At 59.4% G+C, this 17,358-nt stretch carries 18 protein-coding genes and 1 other RNA gene; 10 read left to right on the top strand and 9 right to left on the bottom strand.

Annotation, left to right across the window (positions count from 1 at the left end):
* Positions 1–25: 25 nt before the first annotated feature.
* Positions 26–586, bottom strand: a complete 561-nt coding sequence (locus CKW20_RS07960) for a YecA family protein (protein ID WP_095052442.1) — start codon at positions 584–586, stop codon at positions 26–28.
* Positions 587–714: 128 nt separating this feature from the next.
* Between CKW20_RS07960 and CKW20_RS07955 the strand changes: the two genes are divergently transcribed.
* The 4 genes from CKW20_RS07955 (at position 715) to CKW20_RS07940 (ending at position 2,139) form a co-directional block, all read left to right on the top strand.
* Positions 715–924, top strand: coding sequence for a TIGR02449 family protein (locus CKW20_RS07955; protein WP_007982902.1), 210 nt, complete (start codon positions 715–717; stop codon positions 922–924).
* A complete protein-coding gene (locus tag CKW20_RS07950; protein WP_030129075.1) occupies positions 921–1,238 on the top strand; it encodes a cell division protein ZapA in 318 nt (105 codons plus the stop codon). The genes CKW20_RS07955 and CKW20_RS07950 overlap by 4 nt, the downstream gene beginning before the upstream one ends.
* Before the next feature lie 30 nt (positions 1,239–1,268).
* A non-coding RNA gene (gene ssrS, locus CKW20_RS07945) (6S RNA) lies at positions 1,269–1,447 on the top strand.
* 86 nt (positions 1,448–1,533) lie between these two features.
* On the top strand, positions 1,534–2,139 hold the full coding sequence (locus CKW20_RS07940) for a 5-formyltetrahydrofolate cyclo-ligase (protein ID WP_095052441.1): 606 nt from the start codon (positions 1,534–1,536) through the stop codon (positions 2,137–2,139).
* Between the two features lie 34 nt (positions 2,140–2,173).
* Here the strand turns inward: CKW20_RS07940 and CKW20_RS29540 are convergent, their stop codons facing one another.
* Positions 2,174–2,323: a hypothetical protein gene (locus tag CKW20_RS29540; protein WP_095052440.1), complete on the bottom strand. Its 150-nt coding sequence runs from the start codon at positions 2,321–2,323 to the stop codon at positions 2,174–2,176.
* Between the two features lie 200 nt (positions 2,324–2,523).
* On the opposite strand from CKW20_RS29540, the gene CKW20_RS07930 reads away from it, so the two are divergent.
* From CKW20_RS07930 to CKW20_RS07915, 4 genes are all read left to right on the top strand, one after another.
* Positions 2,524–2,976 carry an EVE domain-containing protein gene (locus tag CKW20_RS07930; RefSeq protein ID WP_095052439.1) on the top strand — a complete coding sequence of 151 codons (453 nt, stop codon included), beginning with the start codon at positions 2,524–2,526 and terminating at the stop codon, positions 2,974–2,976.
* Between the two features lie 126 nt (positions 2,977–3,102).
* On the top strand, positions 3,103–4,068 hold the full coding sequence (locus CKW20_RS07925; protein ID WP_095052438.1) for an HlyD family secretion protein: 966 nt from the start codon (positions 3,103–3,105) through the stop codon (positions 4,066–4,068).
* Positions 4,065–6,788 carry a ribosome-associated ATPase/putative transporter RbbA gene (rbbA, locus tag CKW20_RS07920; RefSeq protein WP_095052437.1) on the top strand — a complete coding sequence of 908 codons (2,724 nt, stop codon included), beginning with the start codon at positions 4,065–4,067 and terminating at the stop codon, positions 6,786–6,788. The genes CKW20_RS07925 and rbbA overlap by 4 nt, the downstream gene beginning before the upstream one ends.
* Positions 6,788–7,906, top strand: a complete 1,119-nt coding sequence (locus tag CKW20_RS07915; protein WP_095052436.1) for an ABC transporter permease — start codon at positions 6,788–6,790, stop codon at positions 7,904–7,906. The genes rbbA and CKW20_RS07915 overlap by 1 nt, the downstream gene beginning before the upstream one ends.
* Positions 7,907–8,023: 117 nt before the next feature.
* On the opposite strand, the gene CKW20_RS07910 is transcribed toward CKW20_RS07915, so the two are convergent.
* A complete protein-coding gene (locus CKW20_RS07910) occupies positions 8,024–8,431 on the bottom strand; it encodes a flagellar basal body-associated protein FliL (protein WP_038980837.1) in 408 nt (135 codons plus the stop codon).
* Positions 8,432–8,582: 151 nt separating this feature from the next.
* Between CKW20_RS07910 and CKW20_RS07905 the strand changes: the two genes are divergently transcribed.
* Together CKW20_RS07905 and glpT are read left to right on the top strand one after the other, a co-directional pair.
* Entirely contained in the window at positions 8,583–9,560 is a 978-nt protein-coding gene (locus CKW20_RS07905; RefSeq protein ID WP_095052435.1) for an NADPH:quinone oxidoreductase family protein, read from the top strand.
* A 221-nt stretch (positions 9,561–9,781) separates the two neighbouring features.
* Positions 9,782–11,131, top strand: coding sequence for a glycerol-3-phosphate transporter (gene glpT / locus CKW20_RS07900; protein ID WP_095052434.1), 1,350 nt, complete (start codon positions 9,782–9,784; stop codon positions 11,129–11,131).
* Here the strand turns inward: glpT and CKW20_RS07895 are convergent.
* From CKW20_RS07895 to CKW20_RS07870, 6 genes are all read right to left on the bottom strand, one after another.
* Positions 11,107–11,775 carry a gamma-glutamylcyclotransferase gene (locus CKW20_RS07895; RefSeq protein WP_095052433.1) on the bottom strand — a complete coding sequence of 223 codons (669 nt, stop codon included), beginning with the start codon at positions 11,773–11,775 and terminating at the stop codon, positions 11,107–11,109. The genes glpT and CKW20_RS07895 overlap by 25 nt on opposite strands.
* Positions 11,776–11,984: 209 nt before the next feature.
* Positions 11,985–12,953 carry a CDP-6-deoxy-delta-3,4-glucoseen reductase gene (locus CKW20_RS07890; RefSeq protein ID WP_095052432.1) on the bottom strand — a complete coding sequence of 323 codons (969 nt, stop codon included), beginning with the start codon at positions 12,951–12,953 and terminating at the stop codon, positions 11,985–11,987.
* The gene (ubiD, locus tag CKW20_RS07885) at positions 12,953–14,419 is read right to left on the bottom strand and encodes a 4-hydroxy-3-polyprenylbenzoate decarboxylase (protein WP_007899385.1); all 1,467 of its coding nucleotides are present in this window, start codon (positions 14,417–14,419) and stop codon (positions 12,953–12,955) included. The genes CKW20_RS07890 and ubiD overlap by 1 nt, the downstream gene beginning before the upstream one ends.
* Positions 14,420–14,561: 142 nt before the next feature.
* Positions 14,562–15,821, bottom strand: coding sequence for a transcription termination factor Rho (gene rho, locus CKW20_RS07880; protein WP_007899384.1), 1,260 nt, complete (start codon positions 15,819–15,821; stop codon positions 14,562–14,564).
* A 247-nt stretch (positions 15,822–16,068) separates the two neighbouring features.
* Entirely contained in the window at positions 16,069–16,398 is a 330-nt protein-coding gene (gene trxA / locus CKW20_RS07875; protein WP_007899382.1) for a thioredoxin TrxA, read from the bottom strand.
* A gap of 123 nt (positions 16,399–16,521) precedes the next feature.
* On the bottom strand, positions 16,522–17,229 hold the full coding sequence (locus CKW20_RS07870) for a FadR/GntR family transcriptional regulator (protein WP_095052431.1): 708 nt from the start codon (positions 17,227–17,229) through the stop codon (positions 16,522–16,524).
* Positions 17,230–17,358: the final 129 nt, after the last annotated feature.

Genomic DNA, 17,358 nt, shown 5'->3' with positions numbered 1-17,358 from the left:
GCAGATGGCTTTCCCTGGCAAACAATTAATGCAGTGACGGCTTGGCCGCAGCCGGCGCATCCGCTTTTTTGGTTTCGGAGAACAGCAGCAGCGGTGCGACGCGCAGGTACTCCATGACTTCCATGTAGTCGCTTTCGCCGTCTTCGGACTCCTCCAGGGCGTCTTGCACCTGAGAAATGGCCGCCAAATCCTGCAGCACTTCAGTGGCCTCGGTGCTTAACATGCTGCTGTCACGGCAGTTGAGGCCGAAACCACTGAGGAAGCCCTGGCACCATTGGCCCAGTGCAGCAGCACGGTCAGCTAGCGGCTCATCATCTGTCGGCAGCAGCAGAACGACGGTCACGTCGTCACCAGTGAGTTCGCCTTTGACCATCTCCTGTAAGCCGATCAGAGCGTTGCGGACATTATCCTTCGGCTCGTTTTCGAGCAGCTCGGCAGCATCGATCAGCCAGCCGTCGGCATCGAATCCGGCACCGGCGCAACTGCGACCCAGCAATAGGCCATGCAATTCAGCAGGCGAGACGTTATGACCGCTGGAAGTCAGCAGGGTGGCAAAGGCTTGGTACGGAGAATTCTGAATGGGCATGGGCAGCTAGGCGCCAGACGGCGCTATGTCTAGAATGAAGGCCTTGTATCCTACATCGACAGACTCGCCAAGACTATTAAAGGCTGTCCGCCTGTTACCTACCATCAGACACAAACCCAGTGGACCCAATGGAAGACACCGACCTGCAAGCGCTGATGGCCAGACTCGAACTGCTAATTACTCGAGTCGAGCAACTAAAGAGTCAGAACGGACTCCTATTAGCTCAGGAAAAGACCTGGCGCGAGGAACGCGCGCACCTCATTGAAAAAAATGAAATCGCCCGGCGTAAGGTCGAATCGATGATTTCGCGCCTCAAGGCTCTGGAGCAAGACTCATGAGTTCAAGCAATAGCGTTACCGTGCAGATCCTCGACAAAGAATATTCGATCATCTGCCCCCAGGAAGAGCGCAGCAACCTGATCAGTGCCGCTCGTTATCTGGACGGCAAGATGCGCGAAATCCGCAGCAGCGGCAAAGTCATCGGCGCCGACCGCATCGCCGTGATGGCCGCGCTGAACATCACTCACGATCTTCTGCACAAGGAAGATCGTGCGGATGTGCAGGCCAGCGGCTCGACCCGAGAACAGGTTCGCGACCTGCTGGACCGCGTCGATCTGGTGCTCGCCACTGATCCGGATGTCACCAAGGGCTGATTCGCGTAACCGCTTGAGGTATACTCGCATCACTCCCTGGGGTGCTTGCCAGTTGACGACGTCCCTGAGCCGATTCGCACTACCCTGGAGGTTGCACGTTGGGCTGGTGTGCATGTCCGCTAGACGGAAAGCCTTAAAGCCTACTGCATCTTCCACCTTGAACTTTCGGGTTCAAGGGCTAAGTCGACAGCGGTTCATCCGGGGAGCCTGATTCCAGTCCGATGCCGGTTTTCATACCGGCATCGGCTTTTTTACGGGTACGCTTTCAGTACTCGCACATCCGAAGCCTGAATCCATGACCGAACCTGCGCTGCTGCCCCGACCGCAACTTCGACGCATGCTGCGCAAGGCCCGCCGCGCACTGACCCCCAGTCAGCAGCGCGAGGCCGCTCGCGGGCTGTATAAACAATTGGCCCAGCACCCGCTGTTCCGCCGCGCAAAACACATCTCTCTGTACCTGCCCATGGACGGTGAAATCGATCCGCGCCTGCTAATGCGTGCCGCGCAACGTCGGGGCAAGGCCACGTATCTGCCGGTGCTCAGTGCCTGGCCGCAAACCAAAATGGTGTTCCAGCGGATTCGTCCCGGCGAAAAGCTCAAACCCAACCGTTTTCGCATCCCCGAACCACGGTACAACATCGCCCGACAACGCAAGGTCTGGGCGCTGGACCTGGTGTTATTGCCGCTGGTGGGGTTTGACGATGTCGGCGGACGCCTGGGAATGGGCGGTGGTTTCTACGACCGAAGCCTGGCGTACCTGGCGCGCCGCAAAGACTGGCGCAAGCCGACGCTACTGGGTCTGGCCCACGAATGTCAGAAGGTTCAACGATTGGCTCAGGCGAGCTGGGATGTACCGCTGCAGGGAACGGTCACGGACAAGGCGTGGTATTTCGCGGACTAGACGCCACTGATTTCAGCGGCGTCGAAAGACGGGTTCAGCGCTTGAAGGCCGCCGGCTGTTGCTGTGCGATCTCGACGGGAGCATCGGGTTTGTTGTTCCACAGGCTTTGGGCATAGCCGGTGGTCACGACGCCCAAACCGAACAAAATAACCAATATCCATAGTAAATCCGGTTTGCGTTTCATCGATTGCCCCCCTCAAGGCACATCAACACGATGACAGCAGCGGTTTCCGTTTAGGTGTAGGCCGTGCAGCAGCGTCAAGCTTGGAAGGCCGGCATTTTGCGACAACGTGAACCGACACGCAAACGCTGGCGTCAACCGACTGTCGGTTTGTCATAAAATTGACCCACCACTGCCCGCACACCTCGCAAGGAGCAAAAACCATGGCCTATTGGCTGATGAAATCCGAGCCCGACGAACTCTCGATCAAAGACCTGGAGAAGCTTGGCCGAGCGCGCTGGGACGGGGTTCGCAACTACCAGGCGCGTAACTTCCTGCGGGCCATGGCGGTGGGTGACGAGTTTTTCTTCTATCACTCCAGCTGCCCGGAGCCGGGGATTGCCGGGATCGGCAAGATTGTCGAAGCCGCGTACCCGGACCCGACGGCGCTGGAGCCAGACAGCCACTACTTCGATCCGAAGGCCACTGCAGAGAAAAATGCCTGGAGCGCAATCGATGTCGTTCACGTCAAGACGTTTCCCAAGGTGCTGAAGCTGGACTATCTGAAGCAGCAAACGGCGCTGGCCGAGATGCCGCTGGTGCAGAAAGGCTCGAGACTGTCCGTGATGCCGGTGACGGCTGAACAATGGGCAGCGGTGTTTGATCTGGCTAAATAAAGCAAAACTACCGGTCGCCGTGGTTTACCACTGCCGAGCGGACAGCCTGGCCCTCAGTTGACTGACATCAACGCGCTCAGGCGCTTGTCCTGTCAGACTACGGCGCTACAGACGCAGGATGCTGACATGTCGATGCACAGCCGCTCTTCACTTTTCTTCGCTTTTTTACTGGGGGCTTTGCTACTGGCGGCTGGGGGGTTTGGTTATTGGAAGTCGACGCTGAGCCGACTGCCTGAAGGGTTGTATGTCGGCAATGGTCGACTTGAAGCCACAGAAGTGCAGATCGCCAGCAAGACACCCGGCCGGCTGGCTGAAGTACTTGTGGACGAAGGCGACAAGGTAACCAAAGGTCAACTGCTGGCACGCATGGACACCCGGACCCTTGAAGCCCAGCGCAGGCAGGCTGAAGCTGAAGTAATACGCACCCGGGAAAACCTCTCCGCCGCCCAGGCCAATGTGCAACTGCGCCAGAGCGAGCAACTGCTTGCCCATCAAGAGCTCAAACGCTCCCAGGAGTTGTTCAAGCGCGGTTTCGCCAGCGGCCAGATCATCGACCAACAACAGTCACGCTTCGACACCAGCAATGCGGCCGTCACTGCGGCCCGCGCTCAAGTGTCCGCCGTCGGCGCAGCCATTGGCGCGGCACAAGCCCAAGTCGCTCAGTTAACCAGCGAAATCGACGACAGCAGCTTGCGGGCTCCCATCGATGGGGTGATTCAGCTTCGCACGGCCGAACCCGGTGAAGTGCTCGGCGCTGGTGGGCGAGTGTTGCTACTGATTGACCCGAACGACCAATACATGAACCTCTATCTTGCGGCATCCGTCGCCGGACGCCTGGCGGTCGGCGATGAAGCGCGGATCCTGTTGGACGCCCTGCCCGACCAGCCATTGCCGGCGAAAATCAGCTTCGTGGCAGCCAAATCGCAGTTCACGCCCAAAGAAGTCGAGACCCGCGACGAACGTCAGAAACTGGTGTTTCGGGTCAAGCTACACCTGACCCACCCCAGCGCCATGCCCCAGGCCAAACCGGGAATGCCCGGCAATGGCTACGTGCGCACCGCTCCCATTGACTGGCCGGCCAATCTTCAATGACCGGCCTGGCACTGCATGCCACCCGCCTTCAGCACCGCTATGGCGAACTGCATGCGCTGACCGACATCACGTTTAGCCTGCCCGCCGGCACTCGGTGCGGATTGATTGGTCCGGATGGTGCCGGTAAATCCAGCCTGCTGGCATTGATCGCCGGTGTGAAGACATTACAAGACGGCCAACTGGAAGTGCTTGGTGGCTCGATCCAGGACCGGCGCCACCGCAACAGCCTCTACTCGCGCATCGCGTTCATGCCTCAAGGTCTGGGCGGCAACCTGTACCCTGAACTGTCGATCCGCGAGAACATTCACTTCTTCGCCACACTGTTCGGGCTGCCCCCGGCCGAAAGCGATCAGCGCATGCACGGCCTGCTGCTGGCCACCGATCTACTGCGGTTTGCCGAGCGCCCGGCTGGCAAGCTGTCGGGCGGAATGAAACAGAAGCTCGGCCTCTGTTGTGCGCTGATCCATGAACCGGACCTGTTGATCCTCGATGAGCCGACCACTGGCGTCGATCCCTTGTCCCGTCGGCGCTTCTGGGAGTTGATTGATGACGTTCGACGCCAACGCCCGCAACTGACGCTGCTGGTCGCCACCGCGTATATGGAAGAGGCCGAGCAGTTCGAACACTGCCTGATGCTCGATGGCGGGAAGCTGATCGCCGCCGGTTTGAGCCGCGAACTGGAAGCGGTTACTCCTGGTGGCAAACTTGATGAGGCCTTCACCCATTTTCAGGGCGACACCGGCCATGACAACCAGCCACTGGCAATCCCTCCTCGAGCCAATGCCACAACCGACATCGCCATCGAAGCCCATGACCTGACCCTGCGCTTCGGCGATTTCACGGCTGTGGACAAGGTCAGCTTCGCCATCGGTCGCGGTGAGATCTTCGGGTTTCTGGGTTCCAACGGCTGTGGCAAAACCACCACCATGAAAGTGCTCACCGGGCTGATTCCGGCCAGCGAAGGTCACGCCACGTTGCTGGGTAATCCGGTGAACGCCAAGGATCTGGCCACCCGCAAACGCGTTGGTTTCATGTCCCAGAGTTTCTCTCTGTATGGTGAACTCAGCGTGCGGCAGAACCTGGACTTGCACGCGCGGCTGTTCGACTTGCCCAAGGCCGACAGCGCTCAGCGCATCGACGAGCTGATCCAGCGCTTCAACCTGGGCAGCGTCGCTCATCAGCCATCCGGTGCATTGCCGCTTGGCCTGCGCCAACGGTTATCCCTGGCGGTGGCGGTGCTGCATCGCCCGGAAGTGCTGATCCTCGACGAACCGACCTCCGGTGTCGACCCGGCGGCCCGGGACGATTTCTGGCGACTGCTGATCGAACTGTCCCGCGAACAGGGCGTGACGATTTTCCTGTCCACCCATTTCATGAACGAAGCCCAGCGCTGCGACCGCATCTCGTTGATGCACGCCGGCAAGGTACTGGCCTGCGACACCCCGGCAGCCCTGCAACAGCAGTTCAAGGGCCAGACACTGGAGGCAGCGTTTGTCACCTGCCTGGAACAGGCCCAAGGCCCGGTCACAACGGAGACGCCGCCATCGCCCATCGACGCGACGCTCGCACTGACCACACCGATGAAAGACCGTCGCTTCAGTTTTGGACGGCTGCGGGCACTGGCGAGTCGTGAAAGCAAGGAACTGCTGCGCGATAAAGTACGCATGGCCTTCGCCCTGCTCGGGGCGATTTTGATGATGGTGATCTTCGGCTACGGCATTTCCCTGGATGTGGAGAAACTCGCCTTCGCGGCTTACGACCAGGATCAGACCCCGCAAAGCCGGGCTTATCTGGAGGCCTTCCGCGGCTCCCGTTACTTCGATGAGCAACCCCCTATAAGTGATGCGGCGCAATTGCATCGACGACTGCAGCGCTCGGAAATCAAACTGGCGCTGGAGATCCCGCCAGGGTTCGGCCGAGACCTGTTCGCCGGTCGCCAACCCGCGGTGGCGGCCTGGCTCGATGGTGGCATGCCGTTTCGCGCCGAAACCAGCCGCAACTATGTGGAAGCGGTACACCTGGCCAACCTGGAGCAATTGGCCGAGCAGTCCAGTACCGCGCTGAACCGACAAGCGGCAGCCAAACTGGAAACCCGTTTTCGCTACAACCAGGATGTCGTCAGCGTCAATGCCATCGGTCCCGGGGTGATGGCGCTGATCCTGGCGTTCATCCCGGCCATGCTGACTGCACTGGGCATAGTACGGGAGAAGGAGCTGGGCTCGATCACCAACTTCTACGCTACACCGCTGACCCGCCTGGAGTTCCTGTTAGGTAAACAGGCGCCGTATCTGGCCGTCAGCCTGATCAACCTCGCCGTCCTGACGGCCATGAATCGCTGGCTGTTCGGCGTGCCCTTCAAGGGCAGCGCACTGACCCTGGCCTTCGGCGGGCTGCTCTACGTGCTGGCGACCACCAGCATGGGCCTATTGATTTCGGCATTCACCCGAACCCAGATTGCCGCCATCCTCGGCACCATGATCATCACCAGCCTGCCGACCATTCAGTTTTCCGGCTTGATCGTGCCGCGCTCCTCCCTGGACGGCGCGGCGGCAGTCATGGGGATGCTGTTTCCGGCGGGCTACTTCCTCGATATCGCCGTCGGCACCTTTACCAAGGCGCTGGATATCCGGCAATTGTGGCCGCAATGCCTGGTACTGTTCGGGTTCTTTCTCGCGTTCACCGGGCTTAGCCTGGCCATGCTGAAAAAGCAGGAGGTCTGATGCACAAGCTCGCGCACATCCTGCGTCTTGGCCTCAAGGAACTCACGAGCCTGCGACATGACAGCGTGTTGCTGCTGTTCCTGTTCTACGCCTTTACAGTGGCGATCTACATGCCGGCTGCTGGCTCCGTGATCGGCGTGCACAACGCCAGTGTGGCCATGGTCGATGAAGATCACAGTCACCTGTCACGACAACTGGCCCAAGCCCTGCAACCACCGGAATTCCAGCCCCCAGTGTCGCTGCCCTATGAACAAATGGACGAAGTGCTGGACAGCGGGCGATACACCTTCGTGATCAATGTACCGGCCAATTTTCAGGCAGATCTGTTGGGCGGTCACCAGCCGGCGGTGCAGGTCAACGTTGACGCCACCGCCATGAGCCAGGCGTTCATGGGCGCGGGGTATATCGGACGGATTTTCCAGCGCGAGCTGCTGACCTACAGTGGCCAGAGCGAGGCGGCGAGCAAGACCCCTGTGCTGCTGACGACACGAGCGCTGTTCAATACCAATCTGGAGGGTGGCTGGTTCCTGGCGGTGATTCAGATCGTCAACAACATCACCATCCTCGCCATCATCCTGACGGGCACAGCGCTGCTGCGTGAGCGCGAACACGGCACCCTCGACCATTTACTGGTGCTGCCGCTGACGGCGTTGGAGATCATGCTGGCGAAAATCTGGAGCAATATGCTGGTGGTGGTGCTGTGCACCTGGGTCTCGCTGGAAGTGATAGTCAAACGCGCCCTCGGCGTGCCGCTTGCCGGCTCCATGGCCCTGTTTTTGCTGGTGACAGCGGTTTATCTGTTCGCCAGCACGGCGCTGGGGATCTTCCTTGCGACCCTCGCCCGCTCGACACCGCAGTTCGGCCTGCTGGCGATTCCGGTGATTATCCCGATGTTGCTGCTCTCTGGCGGCAGTACGCCGCTCGACAGCATGCCGCAATGGCTGCAATGGGTGATGCAGGGCTCGCCATCGACGCACTTCGTCAGCCTCAGCGCCGCGATACTGTTTCGCGACGCTGGCATCCGTGTGGTCTGGCCGGACTTGCTGGCATTGAGCGCCATCGGTCTGCTGTTTTTTACCATTGCGCTGATGCGGTTTCGCAAGAGCTTGGCGTCCTGAAGGACCGAGTCGCGCCCTTCGCGGGCAGGCCCGCTCCCACAGGGGATCTCCAGTGAATGCAGATTCAATGTGGGAGCGAGCTTGCTCGCGAGGAGGCCCGCCCAGACAGTAAAAGACTTATTGAATGATCAGGTTGTTGAACAACAAATCCTCAACCACCGGTTTGCCGGTCTCGTCGTTCATCACTTGCTGCGTCTGCTTCAAGGCTTCCTGACGCAGCTTTTCTTTGGCTTCGACGTTGTTCATGGCTTCAGTGGTCTGTTGCGCAAACAACGCCACCAGCTGATTACGGATCAATGGCTCATTGGCCTTCACTGCTTTGGTGGCCTCCTCACCGGTCACCCGCAACGCCACATCGGCCTTGTAGACCTTGAGCTTGGGCGTACCGTCCAGCCCATAGTTGCCCACGAATGGCGGGCTCAGGGTGATGTAGTTGACCTTCGGGGCTTCACCTTCTTTGGCTTCTTCGGCCATCGCTGCCACAGGCAGAGACAGGGCCAGCAACAACATGATCCACGCTTTCACAATTCGCTCCTTATCCGGTTTTGCGGCCTGGCATAACGACCCGCCGCTCAAGCACAAGCTTATGGCTGACTATCAGGGTCGGGCATGCTCGTTGACCCAATGACTCACACACCTACACTTATCGGCCATCACTCCCAAAGGAATAGCCCTGATGAAAGCCGTGCTGTGCAAAGCCTTCGGCCCTGCCGAATCGCTGGTGCTGGAAGACGTCGCCAGTCCTGTCGCAAAGAAGAACGAAATCCTGCTGGACGTGCACGCCGCCGGGGTGAATTTCCCGGACACGCTGATCATCGAGGGCAAATACCAGTTCAAACCGCCCTTCCCGTTTTCTCCGGGTGGCGAAGCGGCCGGGGTGGTCAGCGCGGTGGGCGAGAAGGTCAGCCACCTCAAGGTCGGTGACCGGGTCATGGCCCTGACTGGCTGGGGCAGCTTTGCCGAGCAAGTTGCGGTGCCGGGCTACAACGTGCTGCCGATCCCGTCATCGATGGACTTCAACACCGCTGCCGCATTCAGCATGACCTACGGCACTTCGATGCACGCCCTCAAGCAACGGGGCAACTTGCAACCCGGCGAAACCTTGCTGGTGCTCGGCGCTTCCGGCGGTGTGGGCCTCGCCGCGGTGGAAATCGGTAAAGCCATGGGCGCTCGCGTTATAGCCGCCGCCAGCAGCGCGGAAAAACTCGCGGTGGCCAAGGCCGCCGGCGCCGATGATTTGATCAACTACAGCGAAACCAGCCTCAAGGACGAGATCAAACGCCTGACCGACGGCCAAGGCGCTGACGTGATCTACGACCCGGTGGGCGGCGACCTGTTCGACCAGGCGATCCGCGCCATCGCCTGGAACGGCCGGCTTTTGGTGGTCGGTTTCGCCAGCGGACGAATCCCTGAGCTGCCAGTGAACCTGGCACTGCTCAAAGGTGCGGCAGTAATCGGCGTGTTCTGGGGCTCCTTCGCCCAACGCCAGCCACAGGACAACGCGGCGAACTTCCAGCAACTGTTTGGCTGGTTTTCCGAGGGCAAGTTGAAGCCGCTGGTGTCGCAGGTGTATCCGCTGAGCGATGCGGCGCAGGCCATCAATGATCTTGGCCAGCGCAAGGCGGTCGGGAAAGTGGTGGTTCAGGTTCGCTGATTGTTTACCTGAGCTGTTTTACCTATACCGGGTCGCAGCCCTGCGACCCAGTTCCCGCCATCCCCACAACGCCCTGTATTTATATCTGAGCGACATGTTCATAAAAGAACATGCAATCTCCAACATTTCCGCTTTTTGGCCGATGCGAACCGGTGCTATTTTCGGTAACGAAACTGTAACATTCGCATCCGCAGTCAAAACAAGAAATCTGGAGCTCTTGAATGTTTGCTTTCTTTCGTCCTGCCGCACATCAGGCTCCATTGCCTGAAGAAAAAATAGACAGTACCTATCGACGCCTTCGCTGGCAGATCTTCGCCGGGATTTTCATCGGGTATGCGGGTTACTACCTGCTGCGCAAGAACTTCTCCCTGGCCATGCCATACCTGATTGACGAGGGTTACACCCGTGGTCAACTGGGTCTGGCGATGTCGGCGATCGCGATTTCCTATGGTCTGTCGAAGTTCCTCATGGGCCTGGTGTCCGACCGCTCCAACCCGCGCTACTTCCTGCCGTTTGGCCTGTTGGTGTCGGCCGGTGTGATGTTCATTTTCGGTTTCGCGCCGTGGGCAACGTCCAGCGTGACCATGATGTTCATCCTGCTGTTCATCAATGGCTGGGCCCAGGGCATGGGTTGGCCGCCGAGTGGCCGGACCATGGTGCACTGGTGGTCACAGAAAGAACGCGGCGGCGTGGTGTCCGTGTGGAACGTGGCGCACAACGTCGGCGGCGGTCTGATTGGCCCGCTGTTCCTGCTCGGCATGGGGCTGTTCAACGACTGGCACGCCGCGTTCTACGTACCGGCGGCGGTGGCTCTGGCGGTGGCGGTATTTGCCTTCATGACCATGCGCGACACCCCGCAATCGGTGGGCTTGCCGCCGATCGAGAAGTACAAGAACGACTACCCGGAAGGCTACGACGCCAGCCACGAAGAGGAATTCAGCGCCAAGGAAATCTTCGTCAAGTACGTGCTGCGCAACAAGATGCTCTGGTACATCGCCATGGCCAACGTCTTCGTCTATCTGCTGCGTTATGGCGTGCTGGACTGGGCACCGACCTACCTCAAGGAAGCCAAAGGCTTCACTGTGGATAAAACTTCGTGGGCCTATTTCTTCTACGAGTGGGCGGGGATCCCGGGCACGCTGCTGTGTGGCTGGATGTCGGACAAGATCTTCCGTGGCAATCGCGGCCTGACGGGCATGGTGTTCATGGCGCTGGTGACCGTGGCAACGCTGGTTTACTGGCTCAACCCGGCCGGTAACCCGACTGTCGACATGATCGCGCTGGTCTCCATCGGCTTCCTGATCTACGGCCCGGTAATGCTGATCGGCCTGCAAGCACTGGAACTGGCGCCGAAGAAAGCCGCCGGCACTGCAGCAGGTTTCACGGGTCTGTTCGGTTATCTGGGTGGTTCGGTCGCGGCCAGTGCAGCAATGGGCTACACAGTGGACCACTTCGGCTGGGACGGCGGTTTCGTCTTGCTGATCGGTGCATGCCTGCTGGCGATGGCCTTCCTTGCGCCAACGCTGTGGCACAAGCAAGTCGCCAGTCAGAGCCGCGAAGCGATCGCTTGATCGGCCTTTGATTTGCAGCGCTTGAGCCGCGCCTCCAGATTCCGGTCTGGCATGGCGTGGCTACGCAGGGCGTGCGCAGTCTGCTCGACATACTCGCGAGTGGTGCCGTAACGCCCGCAGGCGCTTTCGAACACCTGGCTCAGCACATGATCCGGCAAGTTGCCGGCATAGCTGGGCAGGTGCCGTTCCAATACAAATCCCAATGCCTGAACCTGACTTCCGTCTTCAAGACGGCAGTTGAGCCAGTGTGGGCGATAGGACGGGAATGGCATTTCACGCTGCCAGAGTGCATAAAGCGAAGCGTCGAGTTGTTCTTCGGGCAAACGATAGGCGAACCCGCTGCATGAGCCGCCGCGATCCAGGCCAAACACCAGCCCGGGCACTTCCGGCGTACCGCGATGTTCGTGGGACCACAGGTATAAACCGCGATGGTAGCCATGCACGCGACCGCGCACTCGCTCAACCGCCGCGCATTCTGGACGCCAGATCAGCGAACCATAAGCGAACAACCAGACCGGCCCACCCTTGTGGCGTGCCATGGTCGCCTGCATTGAGCCGAGTAATTGTTCGTGCGTAAGCTGCGGCCCCAGATCGAGCCGCGGAGGGTAAGCCAGATTCAAAAAAGCAGAGTCAATGGCGCTCATGGCGAATAGCGTTCAGCTCCCCGCGGGTAAAGAATTACTTAATAGAACGCACCGCTGTAACAATAAGGCACATATGTTTTAAGGCAATTTAAATGCCATGACGGCGCTCAAAACTTATTGCCTGAATGAGATATAACCTACCGGCATTTATATAAATCTATAAATACCGATCGGCTATATGGGGAGTTATAACGATTTAAAATCGAGGATCAAGATCGCGGCGCGTAAGCGAATACATCCGCACGCATCTGATGGGCATCCATCCCCGCTTCGACCAGCGCATCCAGCGTGCCATAGACCATGGCCGGAGAGCCGCTGGCGTAGACATGCAGGGCTTTCAGATCAGGGAAATCTTCACACACCGCCTCATGCAACATGCCGCAGCGCCCGCCCCAGCCACATTGATCGCTGACGACTTTATGCAGGTACAGATTGGGCAGCTTCGACCATTCATCCCAATGCTCAATGTCATAAAAGTCTTCAGGACGACGCACACCCCAATACAGATGCACCGGATGCTTGAAACCCGTGGCCCGGCAATGTTCGATCAGGCTATGGATCTGACCCATGCCAGTACCGGCAGCAATCAGTACCAATGGACCGTCCGGCAGTTCCGCCAGATGGGTATCGCCGAATGGCATCTCGATGCGCACCATCGGGTTGCGCTGAAGCTGTTCGATCAGGCTCAGGGCACTGCTTTCGCGCGCCAGTACATGAATTTCCAGATCGCGGCCGGAATGCGGTGCCGAGGCCAGGGAGAAGGCGGATTTCTCGCCGTTCTCCCGCTCGATCATCAGGTACTGACCAGCGTGATAGCGCGGCGGCTTGCCCGCCGGAGCACGCAGACGCACACGCCAGGTATCGCCGCCGACGTCCCTGCACTCAATGACCTGACACGACACGCTGCGCACCGGCAATTCTCCCAGCGCGAGCACGCCATCCCACAGCACGATGCAGTCTTCCAGCGGCTCTGCTATGCAAGTGTAGAACTCGCCATGGTCGCGCACATCGCCGGCTTGTTCGACCCGCCCTTCCACCAGCAACGCGCCGCACACATGGCAATTGCCGTTGCGACAGCTTTGCGGGCATTCATAGCCAAGGCGCCGTGCGCCATCGAGAATCCGCTCGCCGGGCAGAATCTCTAGCACTGCTCCGGAGGGCTGCAAAGTTACACGCATCAATCTATTCCTAACTGATTCCAGATGGCATCGATCCGTTGGGTAACGGCTTCATCCTTGACGATGACCCGGCCCCACTCGCGAGTGGTTTCGCCCGGCCATTTATGCGTGGCATCGAGCCCCATCTTCGAACCCAGGCCGGAGACCGGCGAGGCGAAGTCGAGGTAGTCGATCGGCGTGTTGTCGATCATCACCGTGTCACGCTTGGGGTCCATGCGCGTGGTGATGGCCCAGATCACGTCGTTCCAGTCCCGTGCGTTGATATCGTCGTCAGTGACGATAACGAACTTGGTGTACATGAACTGTCGCAAAAACGACCAGACACCGAGCATTACCCGCTTGGCATGCCCAGGATACGACTTCTTCATGGTCACGATGGCCATGCGGTACGAACAGCCTTCGGGCGGCAGGTAGAAGTCGGTGATCTCCGGAAACTGCTTTTGCAGGATCGGTACGAACACTTCGTTCAGCGCCACACCGAGAATCGCCGGTTCATCCGGCGGACGACCCGTGTAGGTGCTGTGGTAGATCGGTTTGATTCGGTGGGTGATGCGCTCGACGGTGAACACCGGGAAGCTGTCGACTTCGTTGTAGTAGCCGGTGTGGTCGCCATACGGACCTTCGTCGGCCATTTCACCCGGATGGATCACGCCTTCGAGGATGATCTCGGCGGTGGCCGGCACTTGAAGGTCGTTGCCGCGGCACTTCACCAGTTCAGTGCGATTGCCGCGCAATAGACCGGCGAAAGCGTATTCGGAGAGGCTGTCCGGCACCGGGGTCACGGCGCCCAGAATAGTTGCCGGGTCAGCGCCCAGTGCCACAGACACCGGGAACGGCTGGCCGGGGTGTTTCTCGCACCACTCACGGTAATCCAGCGCGCCGCCACGGTGGCTCAGCCAGCGCATGATCACCTTGTTGCGGCCGATTACTTGCTGACGGTAGATGCCGAGGTTCTGGCGATCCTTGTTCGGGCCTTTGGTGACGGTCAGGCCCCAGGTGATCAGCGGGCCGACGTCGCCCGGCCAGCAGGTCTGTACCGGCAACATCGCCAGATCGACATCGTCGCCTTCGATGACCACTTCCTGGCACACCGCGTCTTTGACGACTTTCGGCGCCATGGCAATGATCTTGCGGAAGATCGGCAGCTTGGACCAGGCGTCCTTCAGACCCTTCGGCGGCTCGGGCTCCTTGAGGAACGCCAACAGCTTGCCGATTTCGCGTAACTCGCTGACCGCTTCCGCGCCCATGCCCAGCGCCACGCGCTCGGGGGTGCCGAACAGATTGCCGAGTACTGGAATGTCATAACCGGTAGGGTTTTCGAAAAGCAGCGCCGGGCCCTTGGCGCGCAACGTGCGATCGCAGACCTCGGTCATTTCGAGCACTGGGGACACTGGAACCTGGATGCGCTTGAGTTCGCCGCGCTTTTCCAGGCCGCTGATAAAGTCGCGCAAGTCGCGATACTGCATGCGTGAGCCTCGTGTTGGCCGTGGCGTTCGGGGCAGGCAGTTTAGCGCCGAACCCCTCTATTCAGAACCACGAACTGCCGGTTCATCAAAAATCAGATAGCAAAAAGCCGGGTTTCCCCGGCTTCTGCTGACTTCCTGCGATTTACTTGCGCTTCATCGACAGGAAGAACTCATCGTTGGTCTTGGTCTGTTTCAGCTTGTCGACCAGGAACTCGATGGCAGAGACTTCGTCCATCGGGTGCAGCAGTTTGCGCAGAATCCACATACGCTGCAGTTCGTCGTCGGCCGTCAGCAACTCTTCGCGGCGAGTACCGGAGCGGTTGATGTTGATGGCGGGGAACACGCGTTTTTCAGCGATTTTGCGGTCCAGAGGCAGCTCCATGTTGCCGGTGCCTTTGAATTCCTCGTAGATCACTTCGTCCATCTTCGAGCCGGTTTCAACCAGCGCGGTAGCGATGATGGTCAGCGAGCCACCTTCTTCGATGTTCCGTGCAGCGCCGAAGAAACGTTTCGGTTTCTCCAGGGCGTGGGCATCGACACCACCGGTCAGCACCTTGCCAGAACTCGGGATCACGGTGTTGTAGGCACGCGCCAGACGGGTGATGGAGTCGAGCAGGATCACCACGTCCTTTTTGTGTTCGACCAGGCGTTTGGCCTTCTCGATCACCATTTCGGCAACCTGCACGTGGCGGGTTGGCGGCTCGTCGAACGTCGAGGCAACCACTTCGCCGCGCACGGTGCGCTGCATTTCGGTCACTTCTTCCGGACGCTCGTCGATCAGCAATACGATCAGATGAACTTCAGGATTGTTACGAGCGATGTTTGCCGCGATGTTCTGCAGCATGATCGTTTTACCGGCTTTCGGCGGTGCAACGATCAGACCGCGCTGGCCTTTGCCGATCGGGGCGCACAGGTCGATGACACGACCGGTCAAGTCTTCGGTGGAACCGTTGCCGGCTTCCATCTTCATGCGCACGGTCGGGAACAGCGGGGTCAGGTTCTCGAAGAGAATCTTGTTTTTCGCGTTCTCGGGACGATCGTAGTTGATCGTGTCGACCTTGAGCAGCGCGAAATACCGCTCGCCTTCCTTTGGAGGGCGGATCTTGCCAACGATGGTGTCACCGGTGCGCAAGTTGAAGCGGCGGATCTGGCTCGGCGAGACGTAGATATCGTCCGGGCCGGCGAGATAGGAAGCGTCAGCGGAGCGCAGGAAGCCGAAGCCGTCCTGGAGAATCTCCAGCACGCCATCACCGGAGATTTCCTCGCCGCTTTTAGCGTGCTTTTTGAGCAGGGAGAAAATCACGTCCTGCTTGCGCGAACGGGCCATATTTTCTATGCCCATCTGTTCGGCCAATTCGAGCAGTTCGGTAATCGGCTTTTGCTTGAGTTCAGTCAGATTCATATAGGAATGACGTAATCATTTATGGAGGGGGGAAATTAAGCTTTTGGCTTAATGAGGCCGCGCCGCAGAGAAGGCGACAGGATCGCGTACTTATTCGAAAAGGAGTGCGTCGGCGACGGCTAGCAGGGGGCAGTGGAGAAACCAGTGCGGGGCCGAATGTACCACCTGAGTTTCGGAGCGTCTAGCCCTCAATAACGAAAAGGCCCCGCATTATGCGGGGCCTTTTCATGACGCTTTATAACAACGCTTAGATGTTGGCGTCGAGGAAAGCAGCCAGTTGCGACTTCGACAGCGCGCCAACCTTGGTGGCTTCGACGTTGCCGTTCTTGAACAGCATCAGCGTCGGGATACCACGTACGCCGTGCTTGGCCGGGGTTTCCTGGTTTTCGTCGATGTTCAGCTTGGCAACGGTCAGCTTGCCAGCGTAGGTGCCAGCGATCTCGTCCAGAACCGGGGCGATCATTTTGCAAGGGCCGCACCATTCAGCCCAGTAGTCAACAAGCACAGGGCCAGCAGCCTTCAGTACTTCTTCTTCGAAGTTAGCGTCGGTGACGTGCTTGATAAGATCGCTGCTCATGGATGTCTCCGGGTTGTAAGCAATAAAAAAACGTGGCCCATCATAGCCGCCCTTCCCGTGTTCAGGAAGCCGCAGATGATTGAGTCTCGCTATGGTGGCCCATGAATTTGGGTATAGCTCAAGTCATGAGGTGGCGGGAGCGACGAACGCGATTCCGGTACGCAGGGCGGCATTGCGCACATGCTCCTGCATCGCCTTTTGTGCGGCACCGGAGGCCCGACGAGCCAGCGCGCGGAGGATTTTACGGTGTTCCTGCCAGGTTTCCATGGCCCGTTCGGCCCGGATGAACGGTAGCTTCTGGCTCTCCAGGAAGATATCGGCACTGGCTGAAAGGATGCTCAGCATCGCCTGATTGCCGCTGGCCAGGAGGATGCGCCGGTGAAATTCGAAATCCAGTCGCGCCGCCGCATCGAAGTCGGCGGCACGCAGTTCGTTGCGCATGGCGGCGACATTGTCCTCCAGCGCATCGAGCTCATCGGTGCTCAGGGTCACGGCCGCCAGCCCGGCGGCAAAACCTTCCAGCGCATAGCGCAACTGGAAGATGTCCAGCGGCGATGCCTGGGCCGCGAACGGCCAGCCCGGCGCCGCATCGCCCCGAGGCAGATCGACCGGTGACTGCACGAACACGCCCTTGCCCGGCTGGATACTGATCACGCCCAGTGCACTCAGCGACGACAACGCCTCACGCAACGACGCCCGACTGACCCCCAATTGCACCGCCAGGTCCCGTTGCGAGGGCAAGGCATCTCCCGCCCCGAAACCTTGCTCGGTGATCAGCTTGCGGATGGCTTGCAGCGCCACTTCGGGTACGGCGCGGGAAATCGAGTTCATGGTTTTTTTCAGTCGAGCCAGGCCAATGAGCGGCTAGTTGTAAAGCTATTCGCGACGCCCGGCAAGTCGTGCCCCATGGGGGTTCGGGAATTTTCACGGGTGCGCCATCAGGGTGCGAAATGCCACTCA

Source organism: Pseudomonas sp. Irchel s3b2 (assembly GCF_900187445.1).
In the GTDB taxonomy this organism is placed as follows: Bacteria; Pseudomonadota; Gammaproteobacteria; order Pseudomonadales; family Pseudomonadaceae; genus Aquipseudomonas.
The sequence above is the reverse complement of the archived record's forward strand: the minus strand, read 5'-3'. Positions and strand labels throughout refer to the sequence as shown.